This window comes from Pseudomonas sp. FJ2-5-13 (genome assembly GCF_029201605.1).
In the GTDB taxonomy this organism is placed as follows: Bacteria; Pseudomonadota; Gammaproteobacteria; order Pseudomonadales; family Pseudomonadaceae; genus Aquipseudomonas; species Aquipseudomonas lactis.
The window spans coordinates 2442313-2458313 of the sequence record NZ_CP104045.1 but is presented as its reverse complement, the minus strand read 5'-3'; the positions used below and the strand labels follow the sequence as shown (position 1 = coordinate 2458313).

14 protein-coding genes are annotated in these 16001 nt (G+C 62.0%); 5 read left to right on the top strand and 9 right to left on the bottom strand.

Annotation, left to right across the window (positions count from 1 at the left end; translation table 11 throughout):
* Window positions 1-61 precede the first annotated feature (61 nt).
* The gene (locus N2A98_RS10875; RefSeq protein ID WP_044270174.1) at window positions 62-559 is read left to right on the top strand and encodes an AAA family ATPase; all 498 of its coding nucleotides are present in this window, start codon (window positions 62-64) and stop codon (window positions 557-559) included.
* Window positions 560-601: 42 nt separating this feature from the next.
* Here the strand turns inward: N2A98_RS10875 and N2A98_RS10870 are convergent, their stop codons facing one another.
* From N2A98_RS10870 to N2A98_RS10860, 3 genes are read right to left on the bottom strand one after another with little or no spacing between them, the layout of a single operon-like run.
* Entirely contained in the window at window positions 602-1012 is a 411-nt protein-coding gene (locus N2A98_RS10870) for an SRPBCC family protein (RefSeq protein WP_044270035.1), read from the bottom strand.
* A gap of 24 nt (window positions 1013-1036) precedes the next feature.
* Window positions 1037-1834 (bottom strand): SDR family oxidoreductase, encoded by a 798-nt coding sequence (locus N2A98_RS10865; protein WP_020301857.1) that lies wholly within the window; start codon window positions 1832-1834, stop codon window positions 1037-1039.
* Between the two features lie 11 nt (window positions 1835-1845).
* A complete protein-coding gene (locus N2A98_RS10860; RefSeq protein WP_044270039.1) occupies window positions 1846-2856 on the bottom strand; it encodes an aldo/keto reductase in 1011 nt (336 codons plus the stop codon).
* 112 nt (window positions 2857-2968) lie between these two features.
* Here N2A98_RS10860 and N2A98_RS10855 point away from each other — a divergent pair, with 112 nt between their 5' ends.
* The gene (locus N2A98_RS10855; protein WP_125969908.1) at window positions 2969-3865 is read left to right on the top strand and encodes a LysR substrate-binding domain-containing protein; all 897 of its coding nucleotides are present in this window, start codon (window positions 2969-2971) and stop codon (window positions 3863-3865) included.
* Window positions 3866-4491: 626 nt separating this feature from the next.
* On the opposite strand, the gene N2A98_RS10850 is transcribed toward N2A98_RS10855, so the two are convergent.
* Genes N2A98_RS10850 through N2A98_RS10840 form a run of 3 tightly spaced genes read right to left on the bottom strand, consistent with a single transcriptional unit; the run spans window position 4492 to window position 8253 of the window.
* Window positions 4492-5784, bottom strand: coding sequence for an FAD-binding oxidoreductase (locus N2A98_RS10850; RefSeq protein ID WP_078802933.1), 1293 nt, complete (start codon window positions 5782-5784; stop codon window positions 4492-4494).
* Window positions 5781-6869, bottom strand: a complete 1089-nt coding sequence (locus N2A98_RS10845) for a polyamine ABC transporter substrate-binding protein (protein ID WP_078467439.1) — start codon at window positions 6867-6869, stop codon at window positions 5781-5783. The genes N2A98_RS10850 and N2A98_RS10845 overlap by 4 nt, the downstream gene beginning before the upstream one ends.
* A gap of 25 nt (window positions 6870-6894) precedes the next feature.
* Entirely contained in the window at window positions 6895-8253 is a 1359-nt protein-coding gene (locus N2A98_RS10840) for a glutamine synthetase family protein (protein WP_044270176.1), read from the bottom strand.
* A gap of 138 nt (window positions 8254-8391) precedes the next feature.
* On the opposite strand from N2A98_RS10840, the gene N2A98_RS10835 reads away from it, so the two are divergent.
* Window positions 8392-9288 carry a helix-turn-helix domain-containing protein gene (locus N2A98_RS10835; RefSeq protein WP_047710642.1) on the top strand — a complete coding sequence of 299 codons (897 nt, stop codon included), beginning with the start codon at window positions 8392-8394 and terminating at the stop codon, window positions 9286-9288.
* 592 nt (window positions 9289-9880) lie between these two features.
* Window positions 9881-12028, top strand: coding sequence for a TonB-dependent siderophore receptor (locus N2A98_RS10830; protein WP_275623405.1), 2148 nt, complete (start codon window positions 9881-9883; stop codon window positions 12026-12028).
* Here N2A98_RS10830 and N2A98_RS10825 read toward each other — a convergent pair.
* Window positions 12018-13148: an MFS transporter gene (locus tag N2A98_RS10825; RefSeq protein ID WP_275623404.1), complete on the bottom strand. Its 1131-nt coding sequence runs from the start codon at window positions 13146-13148 to the stop codon at window positions 12018-12020. The two genes, N2A98_RS10830 and N2A98_RS10825, sit on opposite strands and share 11 nt — an antisense overlap.
* A gap of 98 nt (window positions 13149-13246) precedes the next feature.
* On the opposite strand from N2A98_RS10825, the gene N2A98_RS10820 reads away from it, so the two are divergent.
* Complete coding sequence (locus N2A98_RS10820; protein WP_275623403.1) at window positions 13247-14017, top strand: helix-turn-helix transcriptional regulator; 771 nt, start codon at window positions 13247-13249, stop codon at window positions 14015-14017.
* A gap of 5 nt (window positions 14018-14022) precedes the next feature.
* Here N2A98_RS10820 and N2A98_RS10815 read toward each other — a convergent pair whose 3' ends face one another.
* Window positions 14023-14460, bottom strand: a complete 438-nt coding sequence (locus N2A98_RS10815; RefSeq protein WP_003190655.1) for a carboxymuconolactone decarboxylase family protein — start codon at window positions 14458-14460, stop codon at window positions 14023-14025.
* A gap of 93 nt (window positions 14461-14553) precedes the next feature.
* Window positions 14554-15999, bottom strand: coding sequence for a mechanosensitive ion channel family protein (locus N2A98_RS10810; protein ID WP_275623402.1), 1446 nt, complete (start codon window positions 15997-15999; stop codon window positions 14554-14556).
* Between the last annotated feature and the right edge of the window lie 2 nt (window positions 16000-16001).

Here is a 16001-nt window from a genome sequence, read left to right as displayed (position 1 = left end):
AGTAGGCGTTATTGTTGGCGTTTTTCGCGAGCAAGCTCGCTCCTACAGGGGGTTGATGGTCATGCTTATTGTATTCAGCGGCTTGCCCGGCAGTGGCAAGACCACGATTGCCAGGGAGCTGGCGCGACAGGTGGGCGCGGTTTACCTGCGTATCGATGTGATCGAGCAGGCGCTGCGCGAGGCTGGGGTGTTGGCGGGGGATGTGGGGGCCAGTGGCTACGCTGTGGCGAATGCGCTGGCGCTGAGTAACCTGCGCCTGGGGCAGCGGGTGATCGCCGATTGTGTGAACCCGGTGAAGGAAAGCCGTGATGCCTGGCAAGCGGTGGCGACAGCCGCCGGCGTGGCGCTGATCAATATCGAAGTGGTGTGTTCCGATCAGCAGGCGCATCGGCGTCGAGTCGAAGGTCGTGTGGGCGATATCCCGGGGCTGGTGCCGCCGACCTGGGAATCGGTGCAGGTGCATGAGTATGAACCCTGGGAAGCGCCGCCGTTCAGGCTGGATACGGCGCAGTTGACGCCGGCAGAGGCTGTCGCGGCAGCCCTGCTCCATATAGGCTAAAACCCACCTGTGGCGAGGGAGCTTGCTCCCTCACCACACTCTTTAGAAGTTACCGCGCAGTGCCTCAAGCCCGCCTTCGTAGACACCGGTAAACAACTCCTCTACCTGCGCATCAGTGGTACCCGCTGCCGGCGTGAACACCCCGGACCAGGTCACTTTCGCCGAGGTGTCCGTCAACGCTTCAACCTGCAAGGTCGACAGGTAAGCACTCACCGGAAACGGCGACGCTTCAATGGTGTAGCTGTAGGTGCGCGCCACGTTGTCGAAAGTCTGCAAGCGCTCGACAATCGTGCCGCCGTCAGCGGCGGTCAGGTGACGCACACGGCCACCCTCGCTCGGCTCGCTCTTGGCAATAAAAGGCAGCCAGTCGGGCAGGCTGTTGAAGCCGCCAATCAGTTGCCAGACCTGGTCGGCCGACACCGCTATTTCAATCACAGAAGACGCTGTTGCCACGATCAATACTCCAGTCAGGAAAAATCAGATTGCCATGCTGTCGACAACGCCACCGTCGACTCGCAGCGCGGCACCGGTTGTCGCCGAAGACAGCGGTGAAGCAATGTACGCCACCAGGTTCGCCACTTCATCCACATTGGCCGCACGCTGGATGATCGAGGTGGGCCGCGCGTGGCGTACAAACACATCCGCTTCTTCTCGGGCACTGCGCCCGGATTCGGCCGTGGCGTCCTTGAGCATGTGTTCCAGGCCATCGGTAAAGGTCGGCCCCGGCAAGATCGCATTCACCGTCACCCCGGTCCCCGCCAGGCGCTTGGCCAGGCCGTGGGACACCGCCAGGTTGGCGCTTTTGGTCACCCCGTAATTGATCATGTCGGCCGGCGTCGCCACACCGGACTCCGACGACACGAAGATCACCCGGCCCCAGCCTTGCTCAACCATACCCGGCACATAATGGCGCGCCAGGCGCACACCGGAGATCACATTGACCTCATAGAAGCGCGCCCACTCACTGTCCGGCGCGTCGAAGAAATCCACCGCATCGAAGATGCCCAGGTTGTTGACCAGAATGTCGGCGCGGGGTTCGGCGGCGAAGAGTTTCTGTGCGCCTTCAACGGTGCCGAGGTCGGCCACCACACCACGCAGTTGGGCAGCCGGAACCGCTTGGCGAATGCTGGCCAAGGCGTCGTCCACCTTGCCTGCATCCCGCCCGATCACCACCACCGTGGCACCCGATTGCGCCAGGGCCTGGCTGATGCCCAGGCCGATACCAGCGGTGCTGCCGCTGACAATAGCCACTTTGCCACTTACATCAATTTTCATGCTCAAGCTCCTTAACGTGAGAGAGGCAAAGGTGCACGATCCGAGATCAAGCGGGCCTCGCGCAACGCCTGCCAGAAGGCGGCTGGAATCTGTTCAGACAACGCCGCAACGTCTTCGGCAATCCGCCCCGGACGACTGGCACCGGGAATCACCGCCGCCACCGCCGGATGGGCCAGTGAGAACTGTAGCGCAGCGGCCTTGATACTGACGCCAAACGCCTGGGCAATCGCCTTGATCTGCTCGACCTTGGCAATGATCGCCGGGCTGGCTTGCTGGTATTCAAAGTGCGCACCGCCAGCGAGGATGCCGGAGCTGTACGGGCCACCGACGACGATCTCGACCTGCTGGGCGTGGGCCGCGTCCATCAGGCGCTGCAAAGCGCGGTCGTGGTCCAGCAGCGTATAGCGCCCCGCCAGCAGAAAGCCGTCGGGCTGGGCTTCGGCCAGGTCCAGGGTCAACTCGCAAGGTTCGACGCGGTTGACGCCAAGGCCCCAGGCCTTGATCACCCCTTGCTCGCGCAAACGGGTGAGTACTTTGAAGGCGCCAGTGCGGGCCTGGTTGAAGTATTCCAGCCATTGGTCGCCGTAAAAATCCTGGGCAATGTCGTGAACCCACACGATGTCCAGGCGATCGGTTTGCAGGCGTGTCAGGCTGTCTTCAATGGAACGCAGGGTGGCGTCGGCGCTGTAGTCATTGAGTATTTTATTGCGGCGGCCGTGTTCGAATACGCCGCTTTTTTCGCCAAGGTCACGGACGGTTTCTTCGACTTCATCGAGAATCACGCGGCCGACCTTGGTGCTGAGCACGTAGTCGTCGCGGTGGTAGTTGGACAGCGCCTGGCCCAAGCGCATTTCCGACAGGCCCGAGCCGTAGAACGGCGCGGTATCGAAGTAACGCACGCCCTGGCTCCAGGCGGCCTCGACGGTGGCCTGGGCTTCTTCTTCGGGGATGGCGCGAAACATATTGCCCAAGGGGGCGGTGCCAAAGCCCAGTACGCCGGGCAGTGTGTCTTTCAAGCTCATGGTGGATCCTCAATCGGTGCGAGGTCGCGGTGACCGTTGAGCAGATGCTAGATTGCGCTGATCAGACCGTCCAAGACATACTGCGACCAACTTGAGTCCTTGCAGGTCTTACATGATTGATCTACGCCAGTTGCGCTACTTCGAAGTGGTGGCTGAAGAAGAACACGTTGGCCGCGCCGCCGAGCGCTTGCACATTTCTCAATCGCCCCTGAGCCGGCAGATCGCCCAGCTCGAGGAGCGCCTGGGCCTGACCCTCTTCGAACGCAGCCAGCAGCGCATCCGCCTGACCCGCGACGGCCAGACCTTCCTGGCCGAGACCAAGGCATTGCTGACCCACGCCAACCGCCTGGAGTCACTGGGCAAGCGCCTGGGCCGTGGGGAAGAAGGCGGTTTGTGCATCGGTTATATCGAGAACGCCATGCACGCCGGCGTCTTGCCCAACGCCTTGCGCATACTGCGCGACGACCGGCCCGCCGTGCATATCAAGCTGTATAACCTGCCCTCCCTGGAACAACTCGAAGGTTTGCGCCAACGCAGCCTGGACATCGCTCTGGTGAGCGAACCACCCGCCGCCGACGACCCGGACCTGAGCGCCTGGCAAGTCCTCGACGACCCGATGCTGCTGGCCCTGCCCGAACAGCATCCGCTGGCTCGACACCGCGAACTGTTGCCCGAACACCTGGCTGACCAACAATGGATCGGCGTGCAGCGCAAACCTGGCGCCCACCCGGCTGACGATTTCGTCGCCGCCTGCATCCGCGCCGGTTTCACCCCGCAGATCCCCATGGAGGCCAGCGAGCCCTTTACCGCATTGGGCCTGGTGGCGTCCGGGCTGGGGGTGGCGATGGTGCAAAAAGGCCTGAGCCGCAACGCACCGCCTGGCGTGGTGTTGCGCGCGCTGCCGTGGCTGGCCTACACCACCCCCCTGTGGGCGGCCTGGCATCGCGTCAACTTGAGGCCATTAGTGGAAACCTTTCGCAAAGTGCTGACCGAACCTGAGGCTATCTGACTGACGCCCTGCAGTTTGAGTGTGGGAGCGGGCTTGCTCGCGAAGGCGTCGGTTCACCAACATTGAGGGTGACTGACCCACCGCTTTCGCGGGCAAGCCCGCTCCCACAGGGGATCTGTGCCGGGTGATGATTTTGTGGGCAATGCAGAACCCGTGTGGGAGCTGGCTTGCCTGCGATGGCGGTGGTTCAGTTGAAGATCAGTGACTGACCCACCGCTTTCGCGGGCAAGCCCGCTCCCACAGGGGATCTGTGCCGGGCGCTGATTTTGTGTGCAATGCAGAACCCGTGTGGGAGCTGGCTTGCCTGCGATGGCGGTGGTTCAGTTGAAGATCAGTGACTGACCCACCGCTTTCGCGGGCAAGCCCGCTCCCACAGGGGATCTGTGCCGGGCGCTGATTTTGTGTGCAATGCAGAACCCGTGTGGGAGCTGGCTTGCCTGCGATAGCGGTGGTTCAGTTGAAGATCAGTGACTGACACACCGCCTTCGCGAGCAAGCCCGCTCCCACAGGGGATCTGTGCCGGGCGCTGATTTTGTGGGCAATGCAGAACCCGTGTGGGAGCTGGCTTGCCTGCGATAGCGGTGGTTCAGTTGAAGATTCAGGCAAGCCCGCTCCCACATTGGATCTCAGAGCACTTCGCGCAACCGATACCACAACATCCCCAACGCCAGCAGTGGCGAACGCAGCGCCTTGCCACCCGGAAAGGTCATATGTGGCACCTGGCTGAAGATATCCAGACCCTGGCTTGCACCCGCATGTATCCCCTCAGCCAGCAACCGTGCGCACCAGTGCGTCACGTTCAAGCCATGGCCGGAGTAGCCTTGGGCATAGAACACATTCGGGTACTGCTTGAGCCGCCCGACCTGGGGAAAACGGTTGGCGGTGATGCCGATCTTGCCGCCCCACTGGAACTCGATGGCGGTGTTGGCCAACTGCGGGAACACCTTGAGCATTTTCGGGCGCATGTACGCGGCGATGTCCTGAGGGTCCCGCCCCGAGTAATGGCAGGCACCGCCGAACAACAGGCGCCGGTCGGCGGTCAGCCGATAGTAATCCAGGCCGACTTTCTGGTCGCACAGCGCCAGGTTCTGTGGAATCAACTGCTGGGCCACAGGCTCAGGCAGTGGCTCGGTGGCGATGATGTAGCTGCCCGCCGGCAGTACCTTGCCGCTCAAGCGCGGCTCCAGCTCTTCAAGATGGGCATTGCATGCCAACACCAGGTTGGCTGCGCGCACGCTGCCGCCCGCGCAGCGCACCTGCACGGTATCGCCGTGGATCAACTCCAGCACCGGGCTGTGCTCAAAGATACGCACCCCAAGGGCCTCGGCCGCCTGCGCTTCACCCAGCACCAGGTTGAGCGGGTGCAGATGCCCGGAACCCATGTCGACCAGGCCGCCAGCATACACCGTTGAACCCACTACTTGCGCCATGTCGTGCGGGCCGACCAGTCGCGTTTCAGGGGCATACCCCATGGCTGCCAGGTGCGCCTGTTCACCCTTGAACGCCGCGAACTGCGCCGGGGTATTGGCCAGTTCGCAGAAGCCCCAGCGCAGGTCGCAGTCGATACCGTGCTCGGCAATGCGCTGACCCACCAGGGCCACCGAGTCGATACCGGCCCGCTCCATATAGCGCACGCCCTCCTCGCCCACGTATTTGGCAAACCCGGAGACGTCATGGCCGATGCCGCGGATCAATTGCCCGCCGTTGCGCCCGCTGGCGCCCCAGCCAATGCGGCGCGCCTCCAGCAGCACCACCGAGAGCCCGCGCTGGGCCAGTTCGATGGCGGTGTTGACCCCGGTAAAACCACCACCGATCACACACACATCGGCGCTCAGGTCTGCCTCAAGTACGGGCCGCTGCGCCATGGCATTCGCCGAAGCGCGGTAATAGGACGGGGCATGTTCGTTGGACGGCATCATCGGTTGGACTTCACTTTACTCCAGGCGCGGGTCATCACGCGCATGGTGGCCGGCGTGGGCGTGGTGGAAATATAGAGTTTGTCGAGAACCTCCTGGGGCGGATACACCTCAGGGTTGTTCACCAGTTCCGGGGCCATGAACGGCTTGGCGGCCGGGTTGGCGTTGGCATAGCCCACCGAAGCGCTGACCTTGGCAATCACCTCAGGCTCCAGCAGGTAGTTGATGAACGCATGAGCTTCTTTAGGGTTGCTCGCGTCGGCCGGAACCGCCAGCAGGTCGAACCACAGGTTGGCGCCTTCCTTGGGGATCGAATACGCAATGTTCACCCCGTTCTTGGCTTCCTTGGCGCGGTTGGCGGCCTGGAACACATCGCCGGAATAACCGAAGGCCACACAGATATTGCCGTTGGCCAGGTCCGAGATGTACTTGGAGGAGTGGAAGTAAGTGATATACGGCCGCAGCGTCAGCAGCTTGGCTTCGGCCTGCTTGTAGTCCTCGGCGTTCTCGCTGCGTGGGTCCTTGCCCATGTAGTTGAGGATCGCCGGGAACAACTCATCCGCCGAATCGAGGAAAGCCACGCCGCATTCATGCAGCTTCTTGATATTTTCCGGTTCGAACAGCACGGCCCACGAATCGATGCGGTCGATACCCAGCACTTGCTTGACCTTGTCGACGTTGTAGCCAATGCCATTGGTGCCCCACAGGTACGGCACCGAGTGCGTATTACCGGGGTCGTTCTGTTCCAGTAACTTGAGCAGCTTGGGGTCCAGGTTCTTGAAGTTGGGCAACTGCGCGCGGTCGAGCTTGAGGAACGCACCGGCCTTCACCTGGCGCGCCAGGAAGTGGTTGGACGGCACCACCACATCATACCCGGTGCGCCCGGCCAGCAACTTGCCCTCCAGGGTTTCGTTGGAGTCGAACACATCGTAGACCACCTTGATACCGGTCTTGGCCTGGAAGTCCGCCAAGGTGGTCTCGCCAATGTAATCGGTCCAGTTGTAGACACTCACCGTCGGTGCCGCCTGGCCGGCACTGCTGAACACAGCGGCCAGGGCCAGTGGGAGAAGCTTGTTCACAAGACGCATATCGTCACCCCTTTTATGCTTGTTTTTAGACGCTCAACAGCAGGAACTCACGCTCCCAGGAACTGATCACCCGCTTGAAATTCTCATGTTCGGCGCGCTTGACCGCCACATAGCCGCGCACGAATTTCTCGCCCAGGTACTGCTTGACCGTGTCGCAATCCTCCATGCGCGCCAGCGCATCTTCAAGGGTGAACGGCAAGCGCAGGTTGCGGCGCTCATAGGCGCGACCTTCCACCGGAGCACTGGGTTCGATGTGCTCGATCATCCCCAGATAACCACACAACAGGCTCGCGGCAATCGCCAGGTACGGGTTGGCATCAGCCCCCGGCAGACGGTTTTCCACGCGCATCGCCTCCGGGCTGGAAGTGGGCACACGCAGGCCGACGGTGCGGTTCTCTTCGCCCCATTCGACGTTGACCGGCGCCGAGGTGTCCGGCAGGAAGCGGCGGAACGAGTTCACATTGGGCGCGAACATCGGCAACAGCTTGGGGATGTACTTCTGCAAGCCGCCGATGTGATGCAGAAATAACGGGCTCATGTTGCCGTCAGCATCGACGAACACCGGCTTGCCGGTGGCAATCTCCACCACGCTCTGGTGCAAATGCATGGCACTGCCCGGCTCATCGGCCACCGGCTTGGCCATGAAGGTGGCGGCGACGTTGTGCTTGAGGGCGGCCTCGCGCAAGGTGCGCTTGAACACCGTGATCTGGTCGGCCAGATCCAGCGCGTCGCCATGACGGAAGTTGATTTCCATCTGCGCCGGGCCGTCTTCATGGATCAGCGTATCGAGGTCCAGGCCCTGGGCTTCGCACCAGTCATAGACGTCTTCGAACAGCGGGTCGAATTCGTTGGCCGCGTCAATGGAGAACGACTGGCGGCCGGTTTCGGCACGGCCGGAACGGCCAATCGGGGTTTTCAACGGCAGGTCCGGGTCTTCGCAGCGCTGGGTGAGGTAGAACTCCATTTCCGGCGCCACGATCGGCTGCCAGCCTTGGTCGGTGTAGAGCTGCAGGACTTTCTTCAACACATTGCGCGGTGACAGCTCGATGGGGTTGCCCTGCTTGTCGAAGGTGTCGTGGATCACGATGGCCGTGGGTTCGATGGCCCACGGCACTACGTAAGTGGCGTTGGCTGCCGGGCGGCAGATCATGTCGATATCGGCCGGGTCCAGCAGGTCGTAATAGATATCGTCGTCGACGAAGTCCCCGGTTACCGTTTGCAGCAACACACTTTCCGGCAGGCGCATGCCTCGCTCATGCAGGAACTTATTGGTGGGCGCAATCTTGCCGCGTGCGATGCCAGTCAAGTCACTGATCACGCATTCGACTTCGGTAATCTTGTGTTCTTTCAGCCAAATGGAGAGCTGATCGAAGGGGGCGTTCATAAGGACCTCGTCTTGGGTGGGATGCGACGCTGGCTTGTACTCCCAGCGCATTGAGGTCTATCTTGGGCCAGCCGTGAAACGGCATCTATCCACTTTGCACGCGGCACAACGCACCAATAGAGTGCGCACGGATCACCCATGACACAGGCAACCGCTTTGCGCGTACAGGCCTTCGCCACCGGCGATGTGGCCACCCAATGCAGTGCGACACCCGGCTGGGTGCAGCAGTATCAGCAGATGTCCCCGGGGCATTTTGCCGGGCAGGTGCGCTACCTCGACCTGCAAGGGGTGCAGGTCTACGAAGAGTGCATGAACACCCGGGTGGAGCAGCATTTCAACGCACCTGCCGGCGCCCTGGCGTTCTGTTTCGACGCCAGTGACAACGCGCTGTACCTGCTCAATGGCGAGAGCCGCAACACCTGGATCACCCCGGTCAACTACCGCGAAGTCGCGGTGGTATTCGGCCCGCAGTTCGTTCAGCGCCAGGGCCTGGATATAGCCAAACTCGAAGGCTTGTTCATGGCGCCGCTGACCGGCCACCAGAACGCGCTGTTCACCCGTTGGCTCAGTGGCACGCTCACGCGCTTGTCGGCACTGACCGACCCCATCAGCCGCGATGCCCTCACCCAGCAACTGCTCGACGACTGCCTGTTTATCCTCGATAACGCCTGCGTGTGTCTGGACCGCAGTTCGCTACAAAAGCGCAGCGAAGAACGCCGCTTGATGGCGCGCATCGGCGAATGGGCGGCGGATGCACCGGACGAAACCGCCAACCTGTTGGAACTGGCGCAGATTGCGGGTGTGCCGTTGCGCCACTTGCAGCAAGGGTTCAAGACCTACACAGGGATGAGCCCGGCGCAGTGGTTAAGGTTGCGTCGGTTGAATGGAGCGCGGCGTGAGCTATTGAGTGGCGCGGATACCACCGTGGCCGAGGTGGCGATGAATTGGTCGTTTTGGCATTTGGGGCGGTTTTCCAACAGCTATCGGGCTTTGTTCCGGGAGCTGCCCAGCGAGACGCTGAAGCGCTTTGGTTGAAACGCTATGCCCTGTGGGAGCTGGCTTCTACACAACTTTCTGAGCTGTAGCAGCAGACGGTAACCACGATGCGAAGCGAGCCGCTCTTGATCTTGATCTCAGGCGCCCCGTTAAACCACGCTGGCCGGAATTCGACAGGGATTTGGGGGGTAAACCGGCAGGGATGCCGGTTTAGCCGCCCCGCGCCATGGATGGCGCGTGGCGGCGGCCCCCCAAATCACTGGCGGATTACGGGCACACCGAGCCTAAGCGAGGTGCCGAGTGGTGGGGCAAGAGCGTTTTGCTTACTTTTGCGCTGTTCAAAAGTGAGCCGCCGTCAGGGCGGAACCCTAGGTGGCCGTTACCGCAGCAATGGATATGTACACAATCCAACTGTGTTGACTGTCAGGCCGCCTTCGCGAGCAAGCCCGCTCCCACAGTTTTGACCGCGGGGTGTCAGGGAGATAGGTGTCGGCTGGCAGGCCGTCATCGCAGGCAAGCCAGCTCCCACATTCGATCAACGGTGAGGCAGAGCCCCTCTGCATAACTTGTAAAATCCCGCCGTTATGCCTAGCTTATGCGCCCCCCGCCCAGCGCTTTAAGGCCTTGCCCCATGGTTTTGCGTTTCCGCCCCATCGTCACCTCACGTTTCGCCCTCGGCCTGTTACTCAGTGGCGGCATCGGCAGCAGCCTGGCCGCCGAGATCGAGTTGCCGACGGTAAAGGTCCAGGGCCAGGATGAGTCTGGCTACCGCAGTGAAACCGCGTCGGTGGGTGGTTTTGATGAAGCGCCGCTGTTGGACACCCCCGCCTCGATCACCGTGATCAACGCCACGCTGATCAAGGACCAGCAGGCACGCCTGCTCAGCGAAGTGCTGCGCAACGATGCCTCGGTGGGCGACAGTTACGCGCCCATTGGCTATTACGAAAATTTTGTGGTGCGTGGCTTTTCGCTGAACGCGGCCAGCAGTTACAAGATCAATGGGCGCACGATCACGGGCGAGCAGAATGTCGCGCTGGAAAACAAGCAGCAAGTGGAAGTGCTCAAGGGCCTGGCCGGGTTGCAGAGCGGCATTTCCGAACCCAGCGGAGTGATCAACTACGTGACCAAGCGCCCCCAGGATGTGCGCTCGGTGACGGTGTCCACCGATGATCGTGGCAGTGGTTACATCGCCACCGATGTCGGCGGCTGGTTTGGCAGCGAGCAGCAGTTCGGCCTGCGCGCCAATGTCGCCCATGAAGACCTCAATTCCTATGTGGAACACGCCAACGGCCAGCGCGATTTCGTGTCCCTGGCCTTTGACTGGAACATCAGCCCCGACGCCGTGTTGCAACTGGATGCCGAATACCAGAACAAACAACAGCGCTCAGTACCCGGTTATCAACTGCTGGGCGGCACCGAAGTGCCCCACGGCGCTTCACCGAAGAAGCTGTTGGGGCACCAGACGGGCGGCAAGCAGGTCGGGATTGATTCGCTGAACCTCAACGGCAAGTTCGAGTACCGTTTCAGCGATCAATGGAAAGGCAGTGTCAGCGCGGCGCGTAGCAAGGTGGTGATTGATGACTACAGTTCGTTTGCCTACGGCTGCTTCTACGTGGCCGATTGCGGAACTGCAACCTTCAGCCCAACGGGTGACTACGACGTCTACGACTACCGCAGCCCCGATGACACTCGTCGCGACGACGAGGTACAGGCAGCCCTGACCAGCTTGTTCAACACCGGCAGCTTGGGCCATGAACTGACCTTTGGTACCAGCGCCTTTCGCCGGGTGATCGACAAACGTGACTCAGTCAACGAGCGAATCGGCAGCAGCAATATCAATCAGGATGCGCCGAGCTTTCCACCTACTAGCGAGCCGCTTAAAGACAGCCATCGCAACCTCGACAGCCGCCAGTACGGCCTGTTCGTGACTGATCGAATCCAGATCAACGAGCAATGGCAGACCATTCTCGGCGGCCGTGAAGTACGCTTGGACGAAAAAGCCTTCGACAAAAACGGCGTTCAAGACCGTCATACCAAGAGATATGAATTTCTACCCCAGGCATCATTGATCTACAAACCTGTAGAGAACATTTCGCTGTACACCAGCTATAGCAAAGGCCTTTCTCTGGGCGGTGAAGCACCGTGGACAACCAACAATGACGGCGAAACCCTCGCCCCCACCGTCTCGCGCCAGCTCGAAGCCGGGGTGAAATACGACTGGCGCCGTATCAGCTTCGCCGCCGCCGTGTTCCAGACGCGCCAGGCTTACCAGTACGCCAAGCCCGAAGGTGGCACGTTCAACTACGTGCAACAGGGCCAGCAGAAAAACACCGGGATTGAATTGTCCGCCAACGGCTGGGCCACCGACCGTCTGCAGATCGCCACCAGCGTGGCAGCGATCCGAGCGCGGGTGAGCGGCAGCGGCACGCCGGAGTACGAAGACCATCAGGCGATCAACGTGCCCAAGCTGCGCGCCAGTGTGTACGCCGACTACGCCCTGCCCTGGGTCAATGGCCTGGCGGTATTGGGCGGCGTGCAATACAGCGCGAAGAAGTCCGCCAATCGCACCGGCAACGTGGAAGTGGGCGACTACGCGGTGGTCAACGTCGGGAGCCGCTACACCACCAAGGTCGATGGCTACGAAACGGTGTTTCGCCTGAGCGTCGATAACCTGTTCGACAAGCGCTACTGGCGCGACGCCGGCGAATACATGGGCGATGACTACCTGTTCCAGGGCGCGCCGTTGACGGCGCGTTTGAGTGCGTCGGTCAACTTCTGAGTAGCCGCGACATAGCCAGCCACAACGCTGCCAAGCCGCACACCAACAGGCTCCAGCCTAAATCCTGGGACCAGGTCACCAAGGCCAGCCCGCCGCCAATCACCAGGTAGTACAGCAAGCCAAACAGGGCGGCGGCGGTGCCAAGGCGGTCTCGGTAATCGACCAGGGCCGCCCCCAGTACGTTGGGAATCGCCATGCCGAAGGCCAGCACCACCAACAGCATCGGCCACACCAACAGCCAGCTGTGCTGCAGGGCCAACACCAACAGGCTCCCCACCACGGCCACCGCTGCGGCGACAACCACCAACCGCTCACCGCTCAACCCACGCTTGAGCAAGGCTTTGTTCAGCCACGCCCCCAACCCGGAACCCAGCGCCAGCAACACGCCGCTGTAACCGAACTCGGCGGTGGAACGCCCCTGCTGCGCGAAGACAAACGGCCCCACGCTGTAATAGCTGAACAGCGCGATATTGAACGCCGCGACCAACCCGACCGAGCGCCATACTCCGGCATCCTTGAGCATCAGGCCGAGCGTCTGGCCAAGGGCGGCGGTGGGCAAGGAGGCCGGACGGGTTTCCGGTAAGGCCCACCAGCACCAGCCCCACAACACCGCCGCGAGCAGCAACAACGCGCAGAGCACGCCGCGGTAACCGAAAAATTCCACCAGGCTCGCGCCGCTGAACAGGCCGACAGCAGGACTGGCGGCCAGCGCAATACCCATCACGGAAAACACCTGGGCCAGGTCGGCACCGTGGAAACGGTCACGCAACACCGTCTGCGTGACCACCGACCCCACCGCCGCGCCAAAAGCAGCACAGGCCTGGGCCAGCAGCAAGGCGTCGAATGTCGTCACCGTCAAGGCCAGCGCCGAAGCGCCCACATAGATCGCCAGCCCCATCAGCATCACCGGCCGCCGCCCCAGACGATCACTCAGCCGGCCCCACACCACCACGCCCAGGGCGAAGGCGAGGAAATACACCGACAAGGTCTGCCCTGCACGCTCCGGCGCGACGTCAAAGGCGCGGCCGATATCGCCCAGGGCCGGGCTGTACAGGGTTTGGGCCAACTGCGGGAACATCAGCAGGGCCATGGTCAGCGGCAGCAATTTTTTAAATGTCATCACACGATCCATCCATAAACACAACGGACGGATTCTAGGGCGCGCCAGCTGGGCTATTATCCGGACTTCGACACTTTATCCATCAAATCGGACAACCCATGGCCTGGCTTGCCGCTACCGCGTCTTTCAACCCCGATGCCTTCGCAGCGCCCGTGATCGGCATCGCGGCGGTGCTGGGCAATCACGATTCGGGCCTGCATGTGCACCAGCGCGGGCAACTGTTGTTCACCCAGCAAGGTTGCACGCGCATCACCCTGGACAATCAACTGTGCCTGTTGCCACCTAGCCGCGCAGCCTGGATCCCCGGCGGCCTGCCCCATCGTGCGGTGATGCAGCAGGCGGTGGATTATCGGTCGGTGTATGTGAGTGCGGCCCTGGCCGAGCAATTGCCGGCCCAGGTGCGGGTGATCCAAGTGAGTGCCTTGCTCAGGGCAGTGCTGGAACCCATGGCCCTGGCGCCGTTCGAGACCGACTGGCAGGCAGGTCGCTATGCCCATTTGCTCGGGCTGTGCCTGGATGAAATCCGCCACGCGGCGGCGCAACCCTTCCTGTTGCCGTTGCCACGGGACAAGCGCCTGGCGCCGCTGCTGGCCCAGCTTGACCGCTTGCCCCCCACGCTGCAGGACCTGGAACAGCACATTGGCGCCAGCACCAAGACCATCGGCCGGATTTTCCTCAAGGAAACCGGCCTGGGGTATCAGCAATGGCGCCAACAGTGGCGTCTGATGCGCATGATCGAACTGCTTGCCATCGGGCGCAGCCTGAGCTACTGCGCCTTTGAACTGGGCTTTGCCAGCGACAGTGCACTGATCGCCTTTTTCAAAGGCATGACCGGCACCACGCCGCGAAGCTATTTCAAAGCCAACTGACGGGCTTACTTGGGCATCTTGCGAAAGCCCACTGCCAGGCGGTTCCAGCTGTTGATAGTGGCGATGGCGACGCTCAGGTCCACTTGTTCCTGGGGGCTGAACTGGGCGGCCAGTGCGTCGAAGTCTTCATCCGGGGCGTGGGTCTGGCTGAGCAGGGTCAGGCTTTCGGCCCAGGCCAGGGCAGCGCGCTCGCGTGGGGTGAAGAACGGGGTTTCACGCCAGGCCGACACGGTGTACAGGCGGCGCTCGGTTTCGCCGCCCTTGCGGGCATCGGCGGTGTGCATGTCCAGACAGAACGCGCAGCCATTGATCTGCGAGACGCGCAGGCGCACCAGTTCCAGCAGTGGCAGTTCGATGGAGAGTTTGCCGACTGCCGCTTCCAGGGCGAGCATGGCTTTCATAGCGTCTGGGGAAGCGGTGTAGAAATCGGTACGGGTTTGCATGGTGTTGCTCCAGGACAGTGGGATTGGTGAGCAGGTTAGTCACCCCGGCGTCCTGGAGAAATAGCCAATCCGGGCGAAGAACAGGTGACCAATCTACAGGCCACGGTTCCTCAGCCACTGTATGAAGCCCTTCTTCACCGGCACCACGGGTGCGTCTTCGGTCAGGGCCTGGGCGGCATGGCGGCGGAAATCCAGCAGCGCCTTCATGGCTTCACCAATATCATGCCGGGCGTCCAGGCACGGCTTGAGGTATTCATTTTCGATGCGGTAGAGCGTGCAGTAGGTCTTGGCCGAGAAATCCGCCAGCGCCGCCTGGTCGGAGAGGATGCCGGACTCACCGATCACCTCCCCAGGGCCCATGCGCCCAGCCTCGAACTTGTGCCCGTCCTTGATCAACAGCACCGAGACCACGCCGGACTCGATGATGAACAGGTGATCGCTGACCTCCCCCGCCGCCAGGATCATCTCACCGGCGCGGTAGGTGTGCAGGGTCATGTTCTGGCTGAAGGTGTCTTTTTCGTCCTGGCGCAAGGTCGAGAAGATCGTCGAGCGCTCCAGCAAAGCGCGGGCGCCAGACACCGCAGGCGGCGTGCTGCCTTCGGTGGCGGACAACAGCCCCACACCCGCCGCCTGCAAATGCCGGTAGGCCAGGTCGTAAAGCTGGTTGCGGGTTTCGCGCTTGAGGCCCATGGCCGGCACAAAGCCGCTGATCTCATATTCCACGCCACTGCCGGTGGATGCCTTGAACGCGACGCTGGGCGCCGGCTGGGCCAGCAACGGCCGGCAGCCCTGCATCGCACGCTCCAGGGCTTCGATCACGGTTTGGGGGCGCGCGTGGGGGCTGACTTGCAGGCTGACCGCCAGGCCGAACATGTCTGCCGGGCGCGAGAAGTTGATGATCTTGGCCTTGGCCGCCAGTGAGTTGGGGATCACCGCCAGGCTGCCCTGGGAGGTTTGCAGGCGCGTGGCGCGCCAGTCGATATCCGTAACACGGCCTTCGGTGCCGTCGATGGAGATCCAGTCATCGATCTGGTAAGGCTTGGTGGTATTGAGGACGATCCCGGAAAACACATCGCTCAGGGTGCTTTGCAAGGCCAGGCCGACGATGATTGCCACGGCGCCGGAGGTGGCCAGCACGCCCTTGACCGGCAGGTCGAGCACGTAGGCCATGGCGGCGATGATCGCAATGAGGAAAATCACTGCGCCCATCAGGTCCTGCAACAAACGCCCGGTATGGCCGACCCGCTGCATCATCACCGCGCCAAGCAACACCGTGAGGGTGCGCGCGGCGAACAACCACCAGCCGATCTGCAGCGCCGTGGCGGCCAGGTGCAGGGTGGTGTCATCGGCATAGGGCGCCGCTTGCATGGGGTTCATGCCGTCGTTGAACAGCACGGCGCTGAACACCGCGAAAATCACCAGCCGTGCCGCGAGTTTCCAGTTGGCCAGGTTGGGTGAAATAAGGCGCCACACGGCGATGTCGATCAGGATCAACGCCACGGCGCACAGCATCGGGTGATCAGCGATAAATGAGGGCATCC

Coding starts and splice junctions, on each gene's coding strand:
- N2A98_RS10875 (WP_044270174.1), top strand. CDS start 62: ATGCTTATTGTATTCAGCGGCTTGCCCGGCAGTGGCAAGACCACGATT.
- N2A98_RS10865 (WP_020301857.1), bottom strand. CDS start 1,834: ATGAAAATTGATGTAAGTGGCAAAGTGGCTATTGTCAGCGGCAGCACC.
- N2A98_RS10860 (WP_044270039.1), bottom strand. CDS start 2,856: ATGAGCTTGAAAGACACACTGCCCGGCGTACTGGGCTTTGGCACCGCC.
- N2A98_RS10855 (WP_125969908.1), top strand. CDS start 2,969: ATGATTGATCTACGCCAGTTGCGCTACTTCGAAGTGGTGGCTGAAGAA.
- N2A98_RS10850 (WP_078802933.1), bottom strand. CDS start 5,784: ATGATGCCGTCCAACGAACATGCCCCGTCCTATTACCGCGCTTCGGCG.
- N2A98_RS10845 (WP_078467439.1), bottom strand. CDS start 6,869: ATGCGTCTTGTGAACAAGCTTCTCCCACTGGCCCTGGCCGCTGTGTTC.
- N2A98_RS10840 (WP_044270176.1), bottom strand. CDS start 8,253: ATGAACGCCCCCTTCGATCAGCTCTCCATTTGGCTGAAAGAACACAAG.
- N2A98_RS10835 (WP_047710642.1), top strand. CDS start 8,392: ATGACACAGGCAACCGCTTTGCGCGTACAGGCCTTCGCCACCGGCGAT.
- N2A98_RS10830 (WP_275623405.1), top strand. CDS start 9,881: ATGGTTTTGCGTTTCCGCCCCATCGTCACCTCACGTTTCGCCCTCGGC.
- N2A98_RS10825 (WP_275623404.1), bottom strand. CDS start 13,148: ATGACATTTAAAAAATTGCTGCCGCTGACCATGGCCCTGCTGATGTTC.
- N2A98_RS10820 (WP_275623403.1), top strand. CDS start 13,247: ATGGCCTGGCTTGCCGCTACCGCGTCTTTCAACCCCGATGCCTTCGCA.
- N2A98_RS10815 (WP_003190655.1), bottom strand. CDS start 14,460: ATGCAAACCCGTACCGATTTCTACACCGCTTCCCCAGACGCTATGAAA.
- N2A98_RS10810 (WP_275623402.1), bottom strand. CDS start 15,999: ATGCCCTCATTTATCGCTGATCACCCGATGCTGTGCGCCGTGGCGTTG.